This window comes from Vibrio sp. TRT 2004, from assembly GCF_050113735.1.
Classification (GTDB): domain Bacteria; phylum Pseudomonadota; class Gammaproteobacteria; order Enterobacterales; family Vibrionaceae; genus Vibrio.
This window is the reverse complement of record NZ_JBNJOH010000004.1, coordinates 147,943-169,400: the sequence shown is the minus strand read 5'-3', so window position 1 is coordinate 169,400 and position 21,458 is coordinate 147,943. Positions and strand designations below refer to the sequence as shown.

At 45.7% G+C, this 21,458-nt stretch carries 18 protein-coding genes; 15 read left to right on the top strand and 3 right to left on the bottom strand.

The genetic code is table 11. The features are described 5' to 3' along the window. Nucleotides 1-2: 2 nt before the first annotated feature. From ACQEXR_RS03390 to ACQEXR_RS03350, 9 genes are read left to right on the top strand one after another with little or no spacing between them, the layout of a single operon-like run. Nucleotides 3-266: a hypothetical protein gene (locus ACQEXR_RS03390; protein WP_138970417.1), complete on the top strand. Its 264-nt coding sequence runs from the start codon at nt 3-5 to the stop codon at nt 264-266. A gap of 18 nt (nt 267-284) precedes the next feature. Then, the gene (locus ACQEXR_RS03385; protein ID WP_138970418.1) at nt 285-1,520 is read left to right on the top strand and encodes a pilus assembly protein TadG-related protein; all 1,236 of its coding nucleotides are present in this window, start codon (nt 285-287) and stop codon (nt 1,518-1,520) included. Next, nucleotides 1,517-1,960: a TadE/TadG family type IV pilus assembly protein gene (locus ACQEXR_RS03380; protein ID WP_427019748.1), complete on the top strand. Its 444-nt coding sequence runs from the start codon at nt 1,517-1,519 to the stop codon at nt 1,958-1,960. Before ACQEXR_RS03385 ends, ACQEXR_RS03380 begins: the two co-directional genes overlap by 4 nt. Beyond that, nucleotides 1,957-2,442, top strand: a complete 486-nt coding sequence (locus ACQEXR_RS03375; RefSeq protein ID WP_138970420.1) for a TadE/TadG family type IV pilus assembly protein — start codon at nt 1,957-1,959, stop codon at nt 2,440-2,442. The genes ACQEXR_RS03380 and ACQEXR_RS03375 overlap by 4 nt, the downstream gene beginning before the upstream one ends. 9 nt (nt 2,443-2,451) lie before the next feature. Then, the gene (locus tag ACQEXR_RS03370) at nt 2,452-3,672 is read left to right on the top strand and encodes an AAA family ATPase (RefSeq protein WP_427019747.1); all 1,221 of its coding nucleotides are present in this window, start codon (nt 2,452-2,454) and stop codon (nt 3,670-3,672) included. Between the two features lie 28 nt (nt 3,673-3,700). Beyond that, the gene (locus tag ACQEXR_RS03365) at nt 3,701-5,191 is read left to right on the top strand and encodes a CpaF family protein (RefSeq protein ID WP_138970422.1); all 1,491 of its coding nucleotides are present in this window, start codon (nt 3,701-3,703) and stop codon (nt 5,189-5,191) included. Nucleotides 5,192-5,202: 11 nt separating this feature from the next. Continuing rightward, on the top strand, nt 5,203-6,171 hold the full coding sequence (locus tag ACQEXR_RS03360; RefSeq protein ID WP_138970423.1) for a type II secretion system F family protein: 969 nt from the start codon (nt 5,203-5,205) through the stop codon (nt 6,169-6,171). A 1-nt stretch (nt 6,172) separates the two neighbouring features. Continuing rightward, entirely contained in the window at nt 6,173-7,114 is a 942-nt protein-coding gene (locus ACQEXR_RS03355; protein ID WP_427019746.1) for a type II secretion system F family protein, read from the top strand. Between the two features lie 9 nt (nt 7,115-7,123). After that, nucleotides 7,124-8,131 (top strand): tetratricopeptide repeat protein, encoded by a 1,008-nt coding sequence (locus tag ACQEXR_RS03350; RefSeq protein WP_331426700.1) that lies wholly within the window; start codon nt 7,124-7,126, stop codon nt 8,129-8,131. A 43-nt stretch (nt 8,132-8,174) separates the two neighbouring features. Here ACQEXR_RS03350 and chrA read toward each other — a convergent pair whose 3' ends face one another. Continuing rightward, complete coding sequence (gene chrA / locus ACQEXR_RS03345) at nt 8,175-9,320, bottom strand: chromate efflux transporter (protein WP_331416479.1); 1,146 nt, start codon at nt 9,318-9,320, stop codon at nt 8,175-8,177. Nucleotides 9,321-9,426: 106 nt separating this feature from the next. Between chrA and ACQEXR_RS03340 the strand changes: the two genes are divergently transcribed. Continuing rightward, nucleotides 9,427-10,335, top strand: a complete 909-nt coding sequence (locus tag ACQEXR_RS03340) for a LysR family transcriptional regulator (protein ID WP_427019745.1) — start codon at nt 9,427-9,429, stop codon at nt 10,333-10,335. Here ACQEXR_RS03340 and ACQEXR_RS03335 read toward each other — a convergent pair. Beyond that, nucleotides 10,316-11,410, bottom strand: coding sequence for a phosphatase PAP2 family protein (locus ACQEXR_RS03335; protein WP_138970428.1), 1,095 nt, complete (start codon nt 11,408-11,410; stop codon nt 10,316-10,318). The two genes, ACQEXR_RS03340 and ACQEXR_RS03335, sit on opposite strands and share 20 nt — an antisense overlap. A gap of 109 nt (nt 11,411-11,519) precedes the next feature. Further along, a complete protein-coding gene (locus ACQEXR_RS03330; RefSeq protein WP_427019744.1) occupies nt 11,520-12,602 on the bottom strand; it encodes an ABC transporter ATP-binding protein in 1,083 nt (360 codons plus the stop codon). A gap of 343 nt (nt 12,603-12,945) precedes the next feature. On the opposite strand from ACQEXR_RS03330, the gene ACQEXR_RS03325 reads away from it, so the two are divergent. The 5 genes from ACQEXR_RS03325 (at nt 12,946) to ACQEXR_RS03305 (ending at nt 21,444) form a co-directional block, all read left to right on the top strand. Then, entirely contained in the window at nt 12,946-13,866 is a 921-nt protein-coding gene (locus ACQEXR_RS03325; protein ID WP_331416483.1) for a sugar ABC transporter permease, read from the top strand. Further along, nucleotides 13,866-14,717, top strand: coding sequence for a carbohydrate ABC transporter permease (locus ACQEXR_RS03320; RefSeq protein WP_331416484.1), 852 nt, complete (start codon nt 13,866-13,868; stop codon nt 14,715-14,717). The genes ACQEXR_RS03325 and ACQEXR_RS03320 overlap by 1 nt, the downstream gene beginning before the upstream one ends. Nucleotides 14,718-14,825: 108 nt before the next feature. Continuing rightward, the gene (locus tag ACQEXR_RS03315) at nt 14,826-16,052 is read left to right on the top strand and encodes an ABC transporter substrate-binding protein (RefSeq protein WP_331416485.1); all 1,227 of its coding nucleotides are present in this window, start codon (nt 14,826-14,828) and stop codon (nt 16,050-16,052) included. A gap of 159 nt (nt 16,053-16,211) precedes the next feature. Further along, nucleotides 16,212-19,319, top strand: a complete 3,108-nt coding sequence (locus tag ACQEXR_RS03310) for a beta-galactosidase (protein ID WP_427019743.1) — start codon at nt 16,212-16,214, stop codon at nt 19,317-19,319. Between the two features lie 10 nt (nt 19,320-19,329). Further along, entirely contained in the window at nt 19,330-21,444 is a 2,115-nt protein-coding gene (locus ACQEXR_RS03305) for an alpha-galactosidase (RefSeq protein WP_427019742.1), read from the top strand. Nucleotides 21,445-21,458 lie beyond the last annotated feature (14 nt).

Sequence of the window (21,458 nt, the reverse complement as noted above, 5' to 3'; positions counted from 1 at the left end):
ATATGAAAAACGTAATAACTATAGCGATTGTTGTTTGTTGTTCCGCTCTGCTTCTCGGCTGCGCGAATAAACCGCGTTTAGGACACCATGTGGCCAAGGTAAAAACACAACAAACATACAATCAAAATGCATCTCAAGAAAACTTGGGAGTCATTCCTTCGGGTAGTGGTGAACGAATGGAAAGTGCCTATCAAGTCTATACAGGCAAACAGAGCTCCGACTTAGGAGGCACTGATAGTCAAGTTTTGCAGGGGTTTGCTAATTAGACCCTAAGGATGGACGCAATGAGGTTGCCAAGAGAGCGAATAGGTAAATATTCGCGACAAAGGGGCTTGGTTTTGGTCATGGTGACGGTAGCGATGCTTGCTTTGGTAGGCGTCGCTGCCTTGTCTATTGATGTAAGCCATGCTGTGCTAAATAAAGCGAGATTGCAAAACAGTGTCGATGCTGCTGCGTTAGCTGCCGCCATTGTCATGGATAGCGAAGGGACAAATGCCCAAGCGACCACCGCGGCCAACTCAACATTGAATAACGTCGCAGCGGCTACTGGCAACTCCGAAATGGACTTCTCCAATGCGACCGTCACAGTAGAGTATTCAAACGATCCCACCATATTTCCTCAGTCGAGTGGCTATAACGCGAACTTGGATACTTATGTTCGTGTCACTGTAAGTGCATACTCGCTTGATAATTTCTTTGCTTACCTATTTGGCGTCGATAAACAGTTAGTATCGAGCGCGGTGGCAGGACCAAGCCCGGGTATTGATGTGGTCAATGTTGTGCCTATGGCAGTATGTGAAGGTGATTCAGGCACTGGAGGTTCGACTGGCTACGATACAGGAGAACTCTACGCACTTAAAATTGCCGAACAGAATCAGAGTGATATGGGATCGGGTAATTATCAACTGCTTGACTTTGGTTCTGGTGCAGACACGGTGAGAAAAGCTCTCGCTGGTGGTTATGAAGGAAGTGTTGGGGTAGGTGATACCGTTATAACCAAACCCGGCAATACGATAGGTCCGGTAGGCCAGGGGCTAAACACGCGTTTTGGTGCTTATAGCGGTGGTGGGCTATCTGCCAGTGATTTTCCTTCAGACATCTACGTAAAGGAACCGGACACCAAAGCGACTTTAGATAATGATGGCAATATCGTTTACAACGATGAGAGTGTTGAAGGTGAGCCGTGGGGATACGAAGATTATAACGATGCGTTGCCGGATTGCTCAGGCGATCCTGACTGCAAAATGGACTCAGGCGGACAGCATGATCGACGTATTTTGGTCGTTCCAATTGTGGACTGCACGGGAGCCAGTGGTGGGACAAGCAGCTTTACCGTTACTGCATTAGGGTGCTTCTTTATGCTGCAAAAAGCACCGACCTCCAATAGCGGTAAAGAAGCCGTGTTTGGGGAGTTTATTTCTGACTGTACTGCGTCGGGCGGGAATCCAGGTCAAGATTCTAGTAATGAAGGTCCTTATACCATTGTCTTGTATAAGGATCCGGGAGGGGATGAATCATGAACAAACGCAATAGGAATCACTCCCGAACAACAGGATTGGCAGCAGTGGAAATGCTGATTGTTCTGCCAGTATTAATGATGATTTTAATGTCGATTGCTGAGTTTGGTAATGCGTTTGTTCAATATACAAACTTAACCAAAATGGCTCAGAGCGGAATTCGTTATGCAACCGCTGGTGTAACTGGTACATCAAGCTATGACCAAATCGCCGATGTCGATGAAATTAAAAACATGGTCGTTTACGGTAAAACTGTTGTGGGGGACGGGGCTGTATCTTTGATGAGTGGCATAGACACGTCAGACGTCACTGTATTACATGAGAATGGTTATGTCACAGTCACGATTAATCATACTTATGTTCCGGTTATTACTGAGTTTAGCTCGACGCTCAATTTTGCAGTGCCTTTAAATGCTTCGGCAATGATGAGGACTGCACCATGAAGAAGCAAAAAGGTCTATCGATCATAGAATTTACCTTGGTCTCAACCGCGTTGTTATTGGTAATTTTTGCTGTGATTGAGGTAGGGCGTTACATCTATTCATTGCAGATGGTTAATGACATGACACGAATCGCCGCGCGTTTGGCGGTTGTTTGTAAAGTTGAGGATAAAGCCAATATTCCAGCCTTAGCGGTAGTCAGCGGAGCGCCGTATGGTTTCTCTGCTAGCAATCTGACCATTGAGTATCTCGATGCTTCGGGGAATGTTATTCAAGGAACTCTGACAGATGATGCAATCTTTCCTACAATTGAATATGTGAGGGCTAAAGTCGTTGATTTTGAATATCAATTTACTGGCTTGCTCAGTTTCATCAACTTGACAGGAGGTCTGTCTGTTCCGGAGTTTGAAACGACTCGACCAAGGGAAAACCTAGGTCATCACAGAGAGACCCCCTTTAATGAAGAAAATAGCACGGACTGCTAGGAGAACGAGATGGGAGAAGCAGTGACGCTAACGACTCATGGTGACCAACCCATAAGACTGAAAACAAACTTAACTGTTTGGGTATTCTATTTATCTGACGCCTTTCACCTTCATATCAGTCATGAGCTGTCAAAGTGCCCTAGTGTCAGCTTTGAAATGATTTCGTTCCATGGTCTGGTGGTAGGTAATCTTGCACATTTCTCTCCACCTGATCTTATTTTTGTAGAGACGGGGCCGAATTGGGCACAAAAAATTGTTGAGCTTCAACAGTATGAGGGGCCAGAGCATGCTACTGGCCATGAAGCGTCATTGATTGTTTTCGGCAATGAGAATGACAATGGCGCACTAAAAATCGCTTTACGCATTGGAGCCGCAGACTTTATTTCCGACAAGGCGACCTTGGGGGAGCTGATTCCGCTACTTAGGAATGTTGCTGAAGAAAAAGTGGCAAGCAGAAACCTTGGTGAGCTGCTTGTATTTATGAATACTAAAGGTGGTGCGGGTGCATCAATGTTGGCGCTCAATACCGCCATTACGATTGCAAAACAGAACCCAGATAATGTTCTATTTGTTGATCTAGATACTCAGTTTGGCGTGATAGAAGATTATCTTAACGTTTCTTGTACTTACGGTCTCACAGATGCCATCGCGAATCTTTCTGATTTGGATGAAGTCTCTCTGGGTGGGTTAGTCACTAAGCATGAATCTGGTCTGCACACTATCGGTTTTAAACGTGAAAATAGCCATGAAAATTTCGAAAAAGCCCCTCAACTCAATAAGTTAATCACTATCTTACGTGAAAGATACCCATACATTGTGATCGATTTATCTCGCGGGCTTGATCGGATGTTTGGTTCGGTTATCTCACCCGCGACGAAACTGTTCTTGGTGACTCAACAAAACTTAGTCGCGATTAAAAATACGACGCAGATTATCAAAGTGCTGACGTTCGAGTTTGGTGTCTCTAGAGATCAAATGGAAATTATCGTCAATCGTTATGAGAAGCGACAGTCGATCAAATTAAAGGATATTCAAGAAACCATAGGTGGCATGAAAATTCACACCATACCTAATGAATTTAAAGTTGCGCTTGAAAGTGCCAACTTAGGCCGACCTTTTATTCTGTCCAAAAAAGGCAGCGCAATTTCCAAGTCAGTTCAACGATTAGCACACTCTTTAGTTCCGGATAAGGAGAGTGAGAAAGGTTGGTTTAAGAAAATGTTCTCCTAACAAAGCTTGATAATAACAAGGGGCTAATATGTTCTTTAAAAGGAAAAACATAAACCCGGAGCTACAAAAGAAAGTGGTTGAAGCTGAGGAGCGTCAAATCCAGCAAGCGAATCAACGACAAGAGGCTGTGACTACAGAGCCACAAACAAGTCAAGTGGTAGAAGAAAAGGCTGCTGAATCTTTTCAAGAAAGAAAACGTCGCGAGGCTGAAGCGAAAGGTCATGCCGTTGAAGAAGAGAAGAAGCAACTCGAGCTAGAGCTTTCGGTTAAACATTATTATCACCAAATGTTGCTTGAAACGCTCGACTTAGGCTTGTTGGCGAGCTTGGAAAAGGAACGTGCTAAGTCTGAGTTGCACGACGCCGTTGTACAGCTAATGGCGGAAGACCAAACGCACGCATTGAGTGCGGAAGGACGTAAACGGGTAATACAACAAATCGAAGATGAGGTTTTTGGTTTAGGTCCTCTTGAGCCACTGCTCAAAGACCCGACTGTGTCGGATATTTTGGTGAATGGACCTAAGCACGTCTTTGTTGAGCGACGTGGTAAGTTGGAATTAACTCCTTACACCTTTCTTGACGAGCGACATCTTCGCAACATTATTGATAGAGTCGTGAGTCAGGTCGGTCGACGTATTGATGAAGCATCACCTATGGTCGATGCTCGTCTGACTGACGGGTCACGTGTAAACGCCATTATTCCACCTCTTGCGCTTGATGGTTCATCAGTGTCGATTCGCCGCTTTGCGGTAGAGAAGTTGAATATGGATAACCTGCTCAACTATAACTCTCTGTCTCCCGAAATGGCTCAGTTTGTTGAAGCAGCGGTGCGTGGGGCGATGAATGTACTCATCTCAGGTGGTACCGGTTCAGGAAAAACCACCACACTTAATATCTTCTCGAACTTTATTCCTTCTGATGATCGTATTGTGACGATAGAAGACTCGGCAGAACTTCAATTGCAACAACCTCATGTCGTTCGACTAGAAACACGTCCCGCTAACCTTGAAGGCAAAGGGGAGATCACCCAGCGAGATTTGGTGAAAAACTCACTGCGTATGCGCCCCGACAGAATTGTACTGGGGGAGGTTCGTGGTGCTGAGGCGGTTGATATGTTAGCTGCGATGAACACTGGCCACGATGGTTCGTTAGCGACAATACATGCCAATACGCCGCGCGATGCTCTCTCTCGGGTAGAGAATATGTTCGCGATGGCGGGCTGGAATATGACCGCCAAAAACCTACGCTCTCAAATTGCGTCGGCCATTCATTTGGTTGTGCAAATGGAACGTCAGGAAGACGGTAAGCGACGTATGGTCAGCATTTGTGAGATCAACGGCATGGAGGGTGAAATTATTACCATGTCGGAGATTTTTAAGTTCCAACGTAGAGGAATGGATGAAGAAGGGAATGTCTTAGGACACTTTACGGCGACGGGAGTCGTGCCGCAATGTCATGACCAGCTCTCTAAAAAAGGCCTTCATCTTCCTTTCGAAATTTTTAATGAGTCACACTCATAGAAGGGGGCATTATGCAGCAGGATGCGACACTCTTTTTTGTCTTACTTTTCTTCGCAGTGGTGTTTATTTCGCAGGCGCTGATTCTGCCTGCAGCAGGGAGTAAAGCAAAGCATAAAGAGTTATCAGAACGATTAAAGGAGTCCCAGTCTAAATTAGATGAAGAGGCACGTTCACTGCTTCATGAACATTACTTAAAAAGCCTGACCCCTTGGGATCGTCGTTTAGTAAAAATTGAGGCACTGTCGTCACTCAAGAAAATGATTGAGCTGTCTGGATATGACTGGAGTTTAACTCAAACCCTACTCATTACATCTATCTCGTCGGTTTGTTGTTTTTTTATCGCGCTGTTTATTGGTCAACCTCTTTATGTCGGGATCGCAGCGATTATTGCGGTTTGGATGTGTCTATATTTTTGGTTAGGTAAGAAGATTTCAGATCGCTTGGCGGCCTTTGAAGAACAGTTGCCTGAAGCCCTAGATATCATGCGTCGTATGTTACAAGCGGGTCAGCCGGTCACCCAGGCCTTTAATGAGGTGGGGTTGGAAATGCCTGCACCAATCGGAGTTGAATTCAAAAACACGTTCAACTTACTCAATTACGGCTATGACATGCGGATGGCGATCATGCAGATGGCGGAGCGTACACCAACGGTTTCCATGCTCGCGTTTTCCAGTGCGGTTTTGTTGCAAAAAGAAACTGGCGGTAATCTATCGGAGAACCTTGAGAAAGTATCAAGAGTGCTGCGGGCGCGTTTTAAGCTGCAAAGAAAAATCAAAACCTTGTCAGCGGAAAGCCGCCTGTCGGCGTGGATATTGGTTCTTTCACCTTTTGTTCTGTTCATTTTCCTCAGTGTGATTAACCCTGGCTATGTCGAGCCGCTCTATACCGACCCAAGGGGAATGAAACTTGTGAGTGGGGGTGTCGTTAGTCTATTTTTTGGTTCACTGTGGATCAGAAAAATCATTAACTTCGAGGTGTGATATGGACTCTGTACTGACCTTTATTTCGTCCTTTAACCTTGATGAACAGACTGTTTTTTTAGGCTTGATCCTATTGGCAACCGTGTTGATCATTTTCACTCTATCACTGTTACTCGTCGGCTCAAAATCGCCGTTAAAAGCCAAACTTAGCCAACTTAAAAGTACTAGTGGTGTCGAAAAGCAGCGGACAAAACGCTTAGAGAATACTTTAGAGTCGCTTGCACCAGCCATGAAACCTTCCAACTCTAAAGAGAGTGAAAGCATTCGTGAAAAGCTGATGCATGCGGGCTATCTTGATGCGAGTGCGCTCACTATCTTTTATGCAATTAAAGCGTTGTCGTTAGTGGTAGGGCTACTGATGGCGGCAGGATTCTTCTTCTTTGCTCCAGATATGCCAATGCGTAACCTTGCCATGATTGTTAGCGTTGGTGTCGGCATGTATGGACCGAATATTGTGCTCGGATATATGGTTGATAAGCGGCAATCAAAGATTCGCAGTGGGATTCCAGATGCCTTAGATTTATTGGTTGTGTGTACTGAGTCTGGGTTAGGGTTTAACGCTGCTCTTCGCAGAGTCGCGGATGAGTTGACCATATCGCACCCTGAATTTGCTGATGAACTGGATACCGTATGTGTCAAAGTAAAAGCAGGGGTCGAATTGTCGGATGCGTTTAATGACTTGATTTATCGAACGGGGCTGAAAGAGATCGCTGGTCTGGTGACTATGTTGGCTCATGCATCAAGAATAGGCGGTAGCTTGTCACAAACGTTACGTGAGTATACTGAAGACTATCGAGACAAGCGTAATCAAGAAATCGAAGAGGTTGCAGCTAAGATTCCAACGAAAATGATTTTTCCTCTGTTGATCTTTATTTGGCCTTGCTTCTTTATCGTTGCAATTGGTCCGTCAATGCTGCTCTTCACTGCATCTATGGGAAAATAAGGACGGACTATGAAAGGAATTCAACTGGTTGTATTCGCTTTATCTGCGATATTACTTTCCGCATGTGCCTCTAAAGAGTCGAGCTTAGACACTTCTCTCTATGATGGTAAACCTATCGACTCACTTTCGTCAGAAGAACCACCGACGACAGAGAAAGAGGCCATCGAACGGGGTGACAAGGCGCTGAGTGGCGGAAACACCGATTTAGCCTTGTATGAATACATTCGCTCTCTTTCGTTTGAAAACGGTCAGTATAGAGATCGTTCACTGTTCAACATTGGTCGTATACACCAATCTAGAGGGAACTTAGCGCTGGCTGAAAAAGCCTATCTGATTGCGATTGAGGAGAATCCCAACAATATCCAAGTCCTTGAACAGCTTGGTATCCTCTACAGTCGCAATGGAGATATTCAGCAGGGTACCAGCTATTTTATGCGAGCAGTCAATGCGGATCAGGTGAGGTTTAATAACAACAAGACCTTGAGTAACACTGACCTAAGTACGGTGGAAGCCGTCAATAAGCTTCAGGTTGATAGTTACTCGCCTGAATATGCCTTAATGGGGTTGGGGGTCATCGCTGACTTGGACAAAAACCACGAATTGGCTCAAGCCTTCTATAAGCAGGCGCTCAGTATTGATCCTGACTCGGTTAAAACCTTGACCAATGTTGGATACTCTTTCTATATGGCAGGGGATTATCGCAAAGCTCAGCGTTTCATTATACAGGCATTGGATAACGAGCCCAATAATGATAAAGCTTTGAATAATTTAGCGTTAATTTATCTAGCTAAAGGTGAGATTAATCGTGCTCTGAACGTATTTTCTCAGCATATGACGAAACCAGAAGCGTTAAATAATGTGGGTTATTTCCTTACCCTTCAGGGTAAACCAGAACAAGCGATTCCATATCTCCAGCAGGCGATTGATTCGAGACCGACTTACTACAAAGTCGCTAATGAGAATCTAGAAAAAGCCCTTGCTATGGTTAGGGAGGAGAAAGCTAGACAAGATCAATAGAAAAGGGGGAGCACGCTCCCCCTTTTCTCTACTCGCATTCTTGTTAAGCGATATAGCCAGTAGCGAACCCCGCCAGCATAAAGAATGCGACCATCCAAACAATCGGCAGTTTCTGTTGCTTGAGTAAATAGAAGCCAACGAGAACCAGCGAGATATCAAGTGGATTCATCACTGCGCTGGTAAATACCGGTTGGTATAAAGCGGCGACCAGTAACCCCACAACCGCAGCATTTACTCCGTTGACGGCGCCAGAAACTTTGTGATTTTTAGCCAGTGATTGCCAGTTCTTTAGTACTCCAAGTAGCAATAAAAAGCCCGGTAAGAAAACCGCTAAAGTCGCCATTAACGCACCCGTAATTGGGGCTGAAGGCATCAACTCATAACCTATGTAAGTTGCAAAGGTAAACATAGGCCCAGGAACCGCTTGTGCTGCCGCATAGCCTGTTAGGAAGGCATCTTGGCTTAGCTGATCACCGACAATGTTTTGTAGCAGTGGAAGAACCACATGGCCGCCACCGAAGACCAAACTACCTGCTTGGAAAAAGTCGCTGAATAGACCTAGTGCGGGTAATACTTGCGCCGCAAACGGCAGTCCAACAAGCAAAGCAACAAACAGGGCAAGAGGCGTAATAGAAGGCTCAAACTTGCTGGTGCTGAGCGCGTCGTCATTACCTAAATATTTTACACCGATCAAAGCAGCCATAATCAGGACACCCATTTGGGTCGCAATACCAGGTAAAAGTAAGAGTGCGACAGCCGTTATCAAACAAAGTGCCACCGATAGCTTCTCTTTGCAGAAGTTTTTGTACATCCCCCAAGTTGCATCGGCAACCACTACAACCGCAAGTAATTTCAAACCATGAACCACATTATGAAAGGTGGTGGTTTCAGTCAGTTGGCTACTTAACATAGCTAACGCCAGCATGATAAGTACGGAAGGTAGTGTAAAGCCAATAAACGCCATACACGCGCCGCCAAGGCCACCTCGTTTGTAACCTAGAGCAAAGCCCACCTGGCTTGAACCGGGACCGGGTAAGAATTGGCTCAGTGCGACGATTTGAGCATATTCACTGTCATCAAGCCATTTGAGTTTCTCGACGAAGGTATTACGAAAATAGCCAATATGAGCCGCTGGACCACCGAAACTTATCCAACCAAGCCAAAAGAAGGTTTTAAAAATCGACAACATTGCCATGTTACTCGTCTAACAAATACTGCCCATACTCTACTCAATGAACTAAAATGACTCAAATTGATATTCTTAATACAAACTATGAATTAAACAGGATAGGTTCATGAAGGAGTTTAACTGGAAAGGGATCGACCTTAACTTACTGGTGGCGTTTCAAGCTCTTTACCAAACCAACAGTGTTAGCCTAGCGGCGGAACAGTGCTTTGTCAGTCAGTCTGCTATGAGTCATACGTTGCAGAGAATGCGAGCGCTATTTGATGATCCTTTATTCGAACGAGTGGGGGCGACGATGCAGCCGACTCGGCACGCTCAAGACATTGCTCCAGTGATCGATAAGCTGCTTGGTAGCATTAAGAATGACTTATTGGTTAAGAAGCACTTTGCTCCGCAAAGCTATACTGGCGTATGGAAAATAGGACTAACGGATTACGCTGAGCAGCTTTTTGCACCAGCGTTGTACGACGCGATCAAACACCAATCACCAAATTCACAGGTCAGTTTTTTTAACGTCAATCGCAGCAATTATGTAGATATCGTTGAGAGCGAAGCGCTGGATATCGTGATTGGTAGTATCGAAAACCTTAATCGACGTTTTCTGTCTGAGCTGCTCTATACAGAGCAACACTTGTGCTTATTCGATCCTAATACGGTTGAAGCAGGTGATACGATGTCGATTGAGGAGTTTGTCGCAGTAGAACATGCCTTAGTTAGCCCTGATGGTAGGCTGCAAACTCAAGTTGATAAATCATTGTATAAGCTCGGATATACCAGAAGGGTAGGTGTGGCATCACGCAACTTTCTTACTATCAGACGCTTGTTACTAGGTCGGAAATTACTGTGTATTGTGCCGAAACGTTTTGCTGAAATGGAAATGTATTCACATGATCTGCAAGCGATCACTAGCCCGATTGAGATCCCTGATTTTGATATTCGCCTATTGTTTGCCAAAGCCAATCAGTATGAAGAAAAGAACTGCTGGATTCGACAAATCGTTACTGAGACGGTTCGCTAGTGAGTCGATGAGATATCCAACCACAGCCTTTCCAGATGAGTAACGTCAATATGATGCTTAGATAGCCATCAATCGCGTAGTGCCATGCAAGATGGACAGAGCCTATTTGGATGAAAATCATGTATGCCCACATGAGTAAGCCAAGTTTCTTGTTGTACTGGTAGCTGGCTAATGCCATCAGCATCGCAACGGAGACGTGCATACTCGGCATCGCCGAAATACCCGCTCCAATGCCTCCCTCGCGACCTAAGTAGTTAAGCCAAAGGGTATCCTGTACATCTAAGGCCCAGACGGGAAACCATCCCGCCTCAACCATGATGCGACTTTGATCGTTGAGCAAATCGATCAACGGCAAATAGTGAGTATGCTCGGGATTGAGTAAGTGGGTATAGCAAGGGCCTGCAGAAGAGAGCAGAGTGGCGGTAATACCACCTATCAAAAGCCAGCTTGACATATAAGCGATCAAGTACTGATTGCGAAGATGAGTTAGGTCACGACGAACGATAAAAAACAATGTCATCCCCCACATAAGCAGAAACCATAGGTGGTAGAGAAAGTTGATCCCATAGGTCGCAAAGGGGGAAGAGAAGATCCCATGAGTGATCTCCCAGGGTGAAACTCCGAAATGAAGCCACTTATCTAATTCATAGAAAGCCAAGTCATACTGAAATGGTTTGATGTCCGGTATTACAGACTTAAGATACGAATAGCATGAGTAAGTGAGATTCAGCGCTAATACCAACAGAATAAAGCTTATCGCCTTTGAAAGTGGATTAAAGAAACCGATCAGGGTTTTGATATAGGCTTGTATCGGATGAGGTCGACGGTGATAAAGAAGATAAAGGTAATAGGCGCTGCTCCATGTGAGAAAGGTGATGTAGCAGATTCGAATCAGGGTGCTGAGGTAAGTAAATGCGCTGTACTCGATGTGAGAAGCGTAGCTAAACATTAGCGACATCAAATACAAAGCAATGGTCGTAAACAGGACGTAACCATAAAGGAGCTTGTCTTGATAAAAGGCCTGCTTAATTTGTTGCCAGTGGCGAGTCCGTGCTTCTGACGTCAGTATTTGCATATAAAGTAATGATTTCACATAGCTTTAAGTCAAGTATAGAACATGCAATACGACAATATTTAATGACTCAGTGACTGAGATCTAACTTCAGCCACTGAAATCAACACAGTTACTCCACCCGCAGACCTTGTTGATCAAAAAGATGGCAATCTGAATGTTTACAGCTTAAGTCCATTGTTTGGAATTTTGTCACTTCCTGATCGCCAGGCAGATGGACCTTAAAGCCATCAACACCGCAAGCCTGACCAAACATATAGGTACTGTTGCCAAGCCTTTCTACCACTTCACTCTGGAAGTTAAAATGAACATCCCCAGACAGTTCAATTTCCAGATGTTCCGGACGAATGCCTAATGTAATGCTGTCACCTGCAGACAAAGAGCGCTGTACTGCTGGCAAGGTGAACACGGAACCATCCTCACTAACCAGTTGTAAACCTTGACCACTAGAAGACTCAATCTTGGTTGGGATAAAGTTCATCTTAGGAGAACCAATAAACCCGGCAACAAACTCATTCTGTGGTTTATGGTATAGCTCAAGTGGAGAGCCAACCTGTTCTACACGTCCGTCACGCAATACCACGATCTTATCGGCCAGAGTCATGGCTTCAATCTGATCATGAGTTACGTAGATCATAGTGTTTTGCAAATCTTGATGCAGCTTGGCAATTTGCAAGCGCATGTCGACGCGCAGCTCGGCATCCAGATTTGAGAGTGGCTCATCAAACAGGAAGACTTTCGGGTTGCGGACAATGGCGCGACCAATAGCAACACGTTGACGCTGACCACCAGAAAGTTCTTTTGGTTTGCGCTTAAGTAAATGATCAAGTTGTAGAGTTTTCGCTGCGCTTTGAACCTGTTTATCGATCATCGCTTTTGGCTGACCGTTCATTTTGAGGCCAAAGCCCATGTTCTCTTCCACTGTCATATGCGGGTAGAGAGCGTAGGACTGAAACACCATGGCAACACCGCGTTCGGCGGGATCTACATCATTGACCAGTTGGTTATCTATATGGATCTCTCCACCTGAGATCTCCTCTAGTCCAGCAACAAGACGTAAAAGTGTCGATTTGCCACAACCTGATGGCCCAACGAAGACAACAAACTCACCGTTCTCTATTTCCAGATCAACACCATGAATGGTCTGCACATCCCCATAGCGTTTGATGACCTGTTTTAAGCTGATGTCAGCCATAGTTACTCCTTGCCTTATGGCTCAAAATACTTTTCTAGTGAGCGAATCATGCGCGTTAAAACAGCACAAATATCGCCTGATGTATAAAACATACTCGCTTGATAGATTTTTGTTACCTCGTAAAGGGAAATAGTTGATCGTGATTATGGTTATTTAGTGGAAAATGAGCATTTTTGTGGAAACGTTTACAAAAATGATTTCTCGGTATGTATTTAATCATCATAGTTATTAATATGTAATTGTAGATTAGATAAAACTTCATCCTTTAGTAACTTTTTGTCTACTTTTAATAGCGTTTACTGAAGTGGATATAACTAAAGGATGTGACAAGGAGTCACACGAAATGGAGCAATCTGTGAAAACGATATACCCCGAAAATCGTCTTCCTTCCGCAAGACGTAAAGCAAGGGTAAGCGCAAAGCTTTCACCATGGCTGTTTTTAGCCCCAGCAATGGCTATTTTTGCTATTTACGTTATCTATCCAATTTTAGATAGTATCTGGCTTAGCTTCTATGAGTGGGATGGTCTGGGGGACAAAGTTTGGGTTGGCTTAGATAACTACCGTGAGTTGTTTGACTCTGAAGCGTTTTATACCTCTCTAAAGAACAATACTATGTGGCTGGTCTTTTTTATGCTGGCGCCACCCATCGGCTTGGCAATTGCACTGTTCCTTAATCAACAGGTAAAAGGGATTCGCGTAGTTAAGTCGTTGTTCTTTTTCCCATTTGTTATTTCTCAAGTGGTCGTGGGTTTGGTGTTTGCATGGTTCTATGATCCGTCGTTTGGTCTGTTCAATATGGTGCTTGGCGCGTTTGGCATAGAACCTATTTCAATTCTTGCTGATGAAGATTATGTCACCTACGGCATTATCGCAGCAGGCCTATGGCCACAAATCTCCTACTGCATGATTTTGTATCTGACAGGTTTAAACAATCTCGACCCAGAACAAATTGAAGCTGCTCGTCTTGATGGAGCGAAGAAATGGCGCATGCTTTGGTATGTGGTTATCCCTCAACTTCGTCCAGCTACCTTTATTGCTATTGTCGTGACTGTCATTGGCGCGCTGCGCTCATTTGACTTAGTTGCCACTATGACCGCTGGTGGTCCATGGGGCAGTTCGACAGTTCTGGCGTACCAAATGTATGAAGAGTCGATCTTCAACTACCGAATGGGATATGGCGCATCTGTTTCTGTTGTGTTGTTCCTCATCATGGATGTGTATATCGCTTACTTCTTATGGCGTATGTTGAGGAGTGAAAAATAATGTACCCACAACCGATTCAAAAAGCGGGACGCTTTGCCAATATCAGCTACCGCGTCGCGCTACCTATTGCGATAGTGATGTGGCTACTGCCTCTTATCGCAGTGATGATGACCTCTATTCGTGGCATCGAAGACATCAATACTGGTAACTACTGGGGATGGCCAAGTGAGTTCCAGTTGGTCGAGAACTACACTCAGGTATTTACCTCAACGTCGATGGGTCAGTATCTGTTTAACAGTTTATTGATCACTCTACCTGCGGTAGCGGGTGCGGTTGCTCTGTCTACCTTGGCTGGTTTCGCTTTGGCTAAGTACAAGTTCAAAGCCAATGTCTGGATCTTTGCGCTGTTTATCGCCGGTAACTTTGTCCCTTTCCAAATCCTGATGATCCCAGTTCGTGACCTGACCATTAGCTTTGGCCTATACGATACTCACTGGGCATTGATTCTGTTCCACATCGCCTTCCAAGCCGGCTTCTGCACGCTGTTTATGCGCAACTTTATTGTCGGTATTCCGGATGCATTGATTGAGGCGGCACGAGTTGAAGGGGTCAGCGAGTGGAAAATATTCTGGCATGTTGTTTTGCCATTAGTTCGCCCTGCTTTGGCTGCATTGGCTGTGCTGGTATTTACCTTTATCTGGAATGATTACTTCTGGGCTCTGGTGCTGGTGCAAAGCGACGAAGTGCGACCTGTTACCGCAGGCTTAAGTTCACTTAAAGGTCAGTGGCTGGCATCGTGGCAGTTTATCTCTGCTGGCGCCATTGTTGCTGCAATTCCTCCCGTGGTGCTGTTCTTTACTATGCAGCGTCACTTTATCGCTGGTTTAACTCTTGGTGCGACCAAAGGTTAGTTTTCACAGCTTGCCAGTCACTCTTCTCTGGCTGGTCAGCTCTTTTATGTCGTTAATAAATATAACTATTGGACCCATGAGCATCTGCTCACAAACAAGGATCTGAATATGAAATACGTGAAACATCTTGCTGCCTCTGCAGTTCTCGGAGCAACACTCTCGACCACCGCTTGGGCCGGAACTCTAGTGATTAACTCAGATCAGGCTGACCCTGCACCCAAAGCCGCCTGGCAAGAGATTGTTAAACGCTTTGAAGCAGCAAACCCAGACATCAAGGTTGAGTACAACCTGTATGATAAAGAAGCCTACAAAACCACGATTCGTAACTGGCTGGTGACATCACCACCAGATGTGGTGTTCTGGTATGCGGGTAACCGTATGAAAACTTTTGTTGATCGTGGCCTGTTTGAAGATGTAAGCGATATCTGGGCTGATAAAAATATGAAGCAGGACTTTGCGGCTGCAGCTCCGGCAATGACGGTTAACGGCAAGCAATACGGTGTGCCTTACACCTATTACCAGTGGGGTGTTTACTACCGTAAAGATATTTTCGAGCAGTATGGCATTGCAGAACCTAAAACTTGGGAGGAGCTGAAAGCCGCCTCAGCAACGCTGAAACAGAACAATGTTGCTCCTTTTGCTATCGGTACTAAGTACTTATGGACAGCAGCTGGCTGGTTCGATTACATCAACTTGCGTACTAACGGTCTTGATTTCCACATTGACCTTATGGACGGCAAGATCCCTTACACTGATGAGCGTGTGAAGAAAACTTTTGCCAACTGGGCTGAACTGGTTGAGCCGGGCTACTTCCTTGATAACCATGCATCTTACTCATGGCAAGAAGCACAGCCATTCCTATACAACGGTCAAGCTGCTATGTACCTGATTGGTAACTTCATTACGCCAAACTTCCCTGAAAATATGCAAGGTAAAATGGGTTTCTTCCAGTTCCCAATTATTGATGCTTCAGTTCCTGTAGCAGAAGATGCGCCAATGGATACTATTCATATCCCTACCAAAGCGAAGAACAAAGAGGACGCACGTAAGTTCTTAGAGTTTGTCGCACAGGCTGAAATTCAGCAATTGATCAATGAATCTATCCTACAAATCCCGACCAACAACAAAGCTAAAGCAGCGGATGATGAGTTCCTCAACAAAGGTGTTCAGATGCTTGCTGGCGCTCAGGGTACGGCTCAGTTCTACGATCGCGATACCGATCCAGCGATGGCTAAAGAAGGTATGAAGGGTTTCCAGGAGTTTATGGTTAAACCTGAACGTATCGACAATATTCTGAAAAAACTAGAAAAAGTACGTCAGCGTACGTTTAAGTAATTCAGCAATAAATCTTCCCTTACTTGCTACTGACGTTCCCTATTTACTGGTTAGTAGCAAGTAGAGGATGGCACCACTCTATTTGGGGTGGTGTTACCTTCAGAGCACTGCCTTGCCAAATGGGGGCGCTCTCTTTTCTCTTATCTTTAGGGTGCTGTGATGAGAACTTTTAGCCAAATCATAGCGGCGCGAGAATGGGAGAACCAGCATGTGGTTCACCATAATGTTTTACCCGCGCACGCTCCTCTTCATGCTTATTCAAGCGAACAGAACGCTTTAACCAAGTCTCAATCGGAGAAGCAGCTTAGCCTCAATGGTTGTTGGCACTTTGAGCTGTTCGAAAGGCCGGAAGATGTGCCCGCTGAGTGTGTTGATAAGAGTTTTGATCATAGTGAATGGAGTGAAATAACGGTGCCGGGAAACTGGCAGCTGCAAGGTTTTGATAAACCTATATATACCAATGTGAAATATCCGTTTGCTGACACGCCTCCGTTGGTGCCACAGCACAATCCCACCGGTGTTTATCGCTGCCATTTTGATTTTTCCGCCAGTGAAGCGCAAACCACCATTACGTTTGACGGAGTGAATAGTGCCTTTCATTTGTGGTGTAACGGTCATTGGGTCGGATACTCGCAAGACTCAAGACTAGCGGCAGAGTTCGATTTGTCACACTTGCTTGTTGATGGTGACAACCAAATTACCGTGATGGTGTTGAGGTGGAGCGATGGCTCCTATCTCGAAGATCAGGACATGTGGTGGCTTAGCGGTATCTTTCGAGACGTCACCTTACTGAGTAAACCTGCCATTCATATTAAAGATGTCGAGGTAGTGACTGAGCTAGACGACAGTTACCGCGATGCCAGACTGAAGGTCGTGACGACCTTGTCAAAAAAGAATCTACCGCATGTGGTTAGAGTTAGTCTTTATGATGCTCAACAGCAGTTAGTCATTACTCAGGATGCCAGTGCTGGAGTCGAGTTTGTCGACGAAAAAGGCCCATGGTGTGACAAAGTCAACCATAGCTTAAATATCAATGCCCCACAGTTATGGAGCGCAGAATCACCGACCCTGTATCGAGTGGTGATTAGTTTGTTGGATGAGCAGGGTAAGTTAGTGGACTGCGAAAGCTATGACGTTGGCTTTAGGCAGGTTGAGATCAGTCAGGGGCAGCTCAAGGTCAACGGGCAGCCGTTGTTGATTCGAGGTGTGAACCGCCATGAGCACCATCCTGAATTAGGTCATGTGATGACGCGTGAAGATATGCTTCGCGACATCAAGTTGCTTAAACAAAACAACTTCAATGCAGTGCGCACCGCTCATTACCCTAACCATCCGTTGTGGTACCAACTGTGTGATGAGTATGGTCTCTATTTAGTCGATGAAGCCAATATCGAAACTCACGGTCAGTTTCCTATGTGCCGCTTGTCTGACGATAGTGAGTGGCTCAATGCCTATATGCGTCGTATGACGCGTTTAGTCGAGCGTGACAAGAACCACCCATCAGTGATTATCTGGTCGTTAGGTAATGAGTCTGGCATTGGCAGCAACCATCATGCTATGTATCAATGGGTTAAGCAGCGTGATCCGTCACGACCAGTACAGTACGAAGGGGGCGGTGCAATGACCGCTGCGACAGATATTATCTGCCCTATGTATGCCCGTGTGGACTGGGATCTACCTGTTGTTGCTCACCAGCCACATGTGACACCGCGAGTAGGAATCAAAAAGTCCATCGCCTTACCTGACGAACAACGGCCTTTGATTCTGTGTGAATACGCTCATGCGATGGGCAACAGCTTAGGCAGTTTCAGTCATTATTGGAAGGCCTTTCGCGATCATCCTCGTCTGCAAGGGGGCTTTATCTGGGATTGGGTCGATCAGGGTTTGACTAAGGTTGATGAGCAGGGCAATCAATACTGGGCATACGGAGGTGACTTTGGTGATGAAATCAATGACCGCCAGTTCTGTATCAATGGTCTTATTTTCCCGGATCGAACCCTTCATCCGACGCTGTTCGAAGTGAAGAAAGCACAGCAGTTTTATCAGTTTAATCTAATCGATCAGGCACCGCTTACCCTGCGCATTAGCAGCGAAAAACTATTTACCTCCTCACTAGGAGAAACACTTCAATGGCAAGTGTTAGAAGATGGGGTTGTGGTTGATTGTGGTCAGATTGAGCTGGTGATTGACTGTCAGCAAAGCGTTGAACTGGTACTGGAAAACAGCACTGCACGCGACAAAGTAGGCGCTCGTTATCACCTTAATCTTGATGTAGTGCTTAACCAGTCAACACCATGGGCGGAGGTTGGACATATCACGGCTAGTGAACAGTTTGAATTATCGGTCGATGCTCAGTTAGTACTACCAGACGCCAATCCAGCCTGGCTGGCTAATGTCTCTGATAGTCCTGAAAAGCTGTTGGTCTACAGTGATCTTTTTGCTATTGAGTTCGATAAGCAGCTCGGTGCTATCTGCAGTTGGAAAGTAAACGACAACGAAAAACTGACTCAGCCTGTTTTGGATAACTTCTATCGCGCCCCGTTAGACAATGATATTGGTACTAGCGAAGCGGATCGACTCGACCCCAACTCTTGGTTCGCTCGTTGGCAGGCTATTGGCTTGGCCTCTCTTGAGCGTCAATCAATTGATTTTGAATGGAGTGAAAACAAGGCAGGTGTGCAGGTTGTGGCTAAAGCGACCTATCTGCAAGCGGGTAAAGTTTTCATACTTTCTACCTGGCGCTATCAGATTTCGCAAAGTGGTGATGTTTCGATAGATGTCGATGTCGAGCTGGCTAATGGACTGCCCCCATTACCAAGGATAGGTATGGAGCTGGCGCTGTATGACCATGGTGTGAGTGAACATCAGCAACCTGTGAGTTGGTTTGGTCGTGGTCCGCATGAGAACTATCCTGACAGAAAGCTTTCCGCCCATTTTGGCCGTTATCACTCTTCTGTAGAGCTGATGCATACCGACTACATTTTCCCGTCAGAGAATGGCTTACGTTGTGATGTTAGCCAAGCGCAGGTGGGGGAACTCTTTATACGAGGCAATTTCCATTTTGCGGTCAGTGAGTTTAGTCAGGAGAATCTGGCTACAGCCAAACACACCAATGAACTGGTCAAGCAAGATAGCATTTATGTCCGCCTTGATGGTTTCCATATGGGGGTTGGTGGTGATGATTCATGGACGCCAAGTGTCCATCAGCATTACCAGTTACTTGAAAAGCGTTATCGCTATCAGCTCACGCTAAGCTTTGTCATTTAAGGAGCGATTGATGAATCAGTTCGTACAACTTCACAGTGATAATGTGTCACTGGTGATCAAACTTAGCCCTGCTCCAGAAGTGCTCTATTGGGGGATGTCTATTAATTGCTTAGATGCTCAGCAGTTTGATTCTCTGGCACAAAGTCAGTTGCGTGCGGTGCCTCAGGCACGTTTGGATCATGATGTTCCTTTAACTCTTTGTCCTGAGTTAGGGCGGGGCAGTTTTGGCTCTTCGGCGATTGAAGGGCATCGCAATGGTCTGGCGAGCATGCCTCGACTTGATTATCTCAGTCACACTCAATCTGGCAATGAGGTTGAGATTGTTTGTCAGGATGAGTTGGCCCAACTTATCTTAACAATCTGCCTTAAGCTCGATAGTACAGGGGTGTTGAGTAAACAGATGACCCTGAGCAACGTCAGCCAACAGGAGTACACGTTAAACAAACTGGCGCTGACACTTCCGCTACCATTCAGAGCTTCGGAGTTGGAAAGTTATCATGGTCGCTGGAGTCGGGAGTTTCAGTCTCAGCGCCAGACCATCAACCACGGTTCCTGGTTGGTGGAAAACCGTCGAGGTCGCACTTCCCATGAATACTTTCCCGGTTGCCTGCTGGGTACAGTAGGGTTTTCTGATCAAGCCGGTGAAGTGTGGGGATTTCATTTAGCATGGAGTGGTAATCATCATTGGCGCGCAGATGTGAAAAGTGATGGCCGTCGATTACTGCAGGCAGGTGAGTGGCTTATTCCCGGGGAAGTGATTCTTAAACAAGGGCAGAGTTACACCACTCCAGAGCTTTTGGCTACCTATAGTCCAAAAGGTATCAATGGTATTCGCAAAGCAAACCATAGCTACGTTCGACAGCAGATTTTACCTTTTGAAAGTCACAAGTTGCGCCCCGTCCACCTTAACACGTGGGAAGGGATTTACTTCGACCATGACCCTGATTATATATGCCAAATGGCGACTCAGGCAGCTCAGATGGGGGTTGAACGTTTCATCATTGACGATGGCTGGTTTAAAGGCCGTAACAATGACAAGTCTTCATTGGGAGACTGGATATTGGATGCAAGCAAGTACCCAAATGGTCTGGAGCCAGTGATTGAACATGTTAACTCTTTGGGAATGGAGTTTGGTATTTGGGTTGAGCCAGAGATGGTTAACCCAGATTCTGACCTGTTTCGCCAGCATCCAGACTGGTTGCTTGGAGCCGAGGGGTATCAGCAGCCGACCGGGCGTTATCAATATGTCCTGAATCTGCAAAACAGTGACTGTTTTCAGTATTTATTTAACAGTCTGGATACCCTGCTCAGTGAGCATAACATTGGCTATGTTAAGTGGGACATGAACCGCGAGCTGGTTCAGGCGACTCATCAGGGGAGTGGTGCAGTACATGGTCAGACCAAAGCTTTGTATCGACTTATTGACCAGCTGGTTTCCGCTCATCCTAATGTTGAAATTGAGTCGTGTAGCTCAGGTGGTGGTCGGGTTGATTATGAAATCCTTAAACGAACCTGTCGTTTCTGGACATCCGACTGCAACGATGCACTTGAACGGCAAACTATCCAAAAGCACATGGGGATCTTTTTTCCACCCGAGGTGATGGGGGCGCATATCGGGCCGTCCCACAGCCATACCACAAGACGCAGTCATGATATTAACCTGCGCGGTCTGACAGCTCTCAATGGTCATATGGGGGTTGAACTTGACCCGGTTAAAGAGAGTGAACAAGAGAAACAGGCTTTTGCCAAGTATATTGCGTTGCATAAACAGTATCGAGAGCTGCTGCATAGCGGTGACAGTTTTTATCTCGACAGCAGTGACCAGACCCGTTTGGCCTATGGGGTGACAAAAGCTCAGCAAACCCTGATTACAGTATGTCAAAAAGCGATGCCAGACTATGCCCTGCCGGAACCTTTATTGATTGAACATTTGGAACCACAAAAGTGCTATATAGTTCGTCTGGTGGATTACCCCCAATCCAGCGCTCAGTTGATGAAAGAGGGTGAAACCTGGTGGCATGAGGGAGAGATTACACTCAAAGGTGAGTGGTTAGCCACAGTTGGTCTCAGTCTGCCTATCCTTGACCCTGAAGCTTGCTTATTGCTTAGCATTGAGGCGATATAAATAGTTAAGGGCGC

Excerpts from the sequence above, each read along its gene's own strand:
- ACQEXR_RS03315 (WP_331416485.1), top strand. The coding sequence starts at position 14,826 with ATGAAATACGTGAAACATCTTGCTGCCTCTGCAGTTCTCGGAGCAACA.
- ACQEXR_RS03385 (WP_138970418.1), top strand. The coding sequence starts at position 285 with ATGAGGTTGCCAAGAGAGCGAATAGGTAAATATTCGCGACAAAGGGGC.
- ACQEXR_RS03320 (WP_331416484.1), top strand. The coding sequence starts at position 13,866 with ATGTACCCACAACCGATTCAAAAAGCGGGACGCTTTGCCAATATCAGC.
- ACQEXR_RS03375 (WP_138970420.1), top strand. The coding sequence starts at position 1,957 with ATGAAGAAGCAAAAAGGTCTATCGATCATAGAATTTACCTTGGTCTCA.
- ACQEXR_RS03390 (WP_138970417.1), top strand. The coding sequence starts at position 3 with ATGAAAAACGTAATAACTATAGCGATTGTTGTTTGTTGTTCCGCTCTG.
- ACQEXR_RS03360 (WP_138970423.1), top strand. The coding sequence starts at position 5,203 with ATGCAGCAGGATGCGACACTCTTTTTTGTCTTACTTTTCTTCGCAGTG.
- ACQEXR_RS03380 (WP_427019748.1), top strand. The coding sequence starts at position 1,517 with ATGAACAAACGCAATAGGAATCACTCCCGAACAACAGGATTGGCAGCA.
- ACQEXR_RS03330 (WP_427019744.1), bottom strand. The coding sequence starts at position 12,602 with ATGGCTGACATCAGCTTAAAACAGGTCATCAAACGCTATGGGGATGTG.
- ACQEXR_RS03340 (WP_427019745.1), top strand. The coding sequence starts at position 9,427 with ATGAAGGAGTTTAACTGGAAAGGGATCGACCTTAACTTACTGGTGGCG.
- ACQEXR_RS03325 (WP_331416483.1), top strand. The coding sequence starts at position 12,946 with ATGGAGCAATCTGTGAAAACGATATACCCCGAAAATCGTCTTCCTTCC.
- ACQEXR_RS03350 (WP_331426700.1), top strand. The coding sequence starts at position 7,124 with ATGAAAGGAATTCAACTGGTTGTATTCGCTTTATCTGCGATATTACTT.
- ACQEXR_RS03355 (WP_427019746.1), top strand. The coding sequence starts at position 6,173 with ATGGACTCTGTACTGACCTTTATTTCGTCCTTTAACCTTGATGAACAG.
- chrA (WP_331416479.1), bottom strand. The coding sequence starts at position 9,320 with ATGTTGTCGATTTTTAAAACCTTCTTTTGGCTTGGTTGGATAAGTTTC.
- ACQEXR_RS03365 (WP_138970422.1), top strand. The coding sequence starts at position 3,701 with ATGTTCTTTAAAAGGAAAAACATAAACCCGGAGCTACAAAAGAAAGTG.
- ACQEXR_RS03370 (WP_427019747.1), top strand. The coding sequence starts at position 2,452 with ATGGGAGAAGCAGTGACGCTAACGACTCATGGTGACCAACCCATAAGA.
- ACQEXR_RS03310 (WP_427019743.1), top strand. The coding sequence starts at position 16,212 with ATGAGAACTTTTAGCCAAATCATAGCGGCGCGAGAATGGGAGAACCAG.
- ACQEXR_RS03305 (WP_427019742.1), top strand. The coding sequence starts at position 19,330 with ATGAATCAGTTCGTACAACTTCACAGTGATAATGTGTCACTGGTGATC.
- ACQEXR_RS03335 (WP_138970428.1), bottom strand. The coding sequence starts at position 11,410 with ATGCAAATACTGACGTCAGAAGCACGGACTCGCCACTGGCAACAAATT.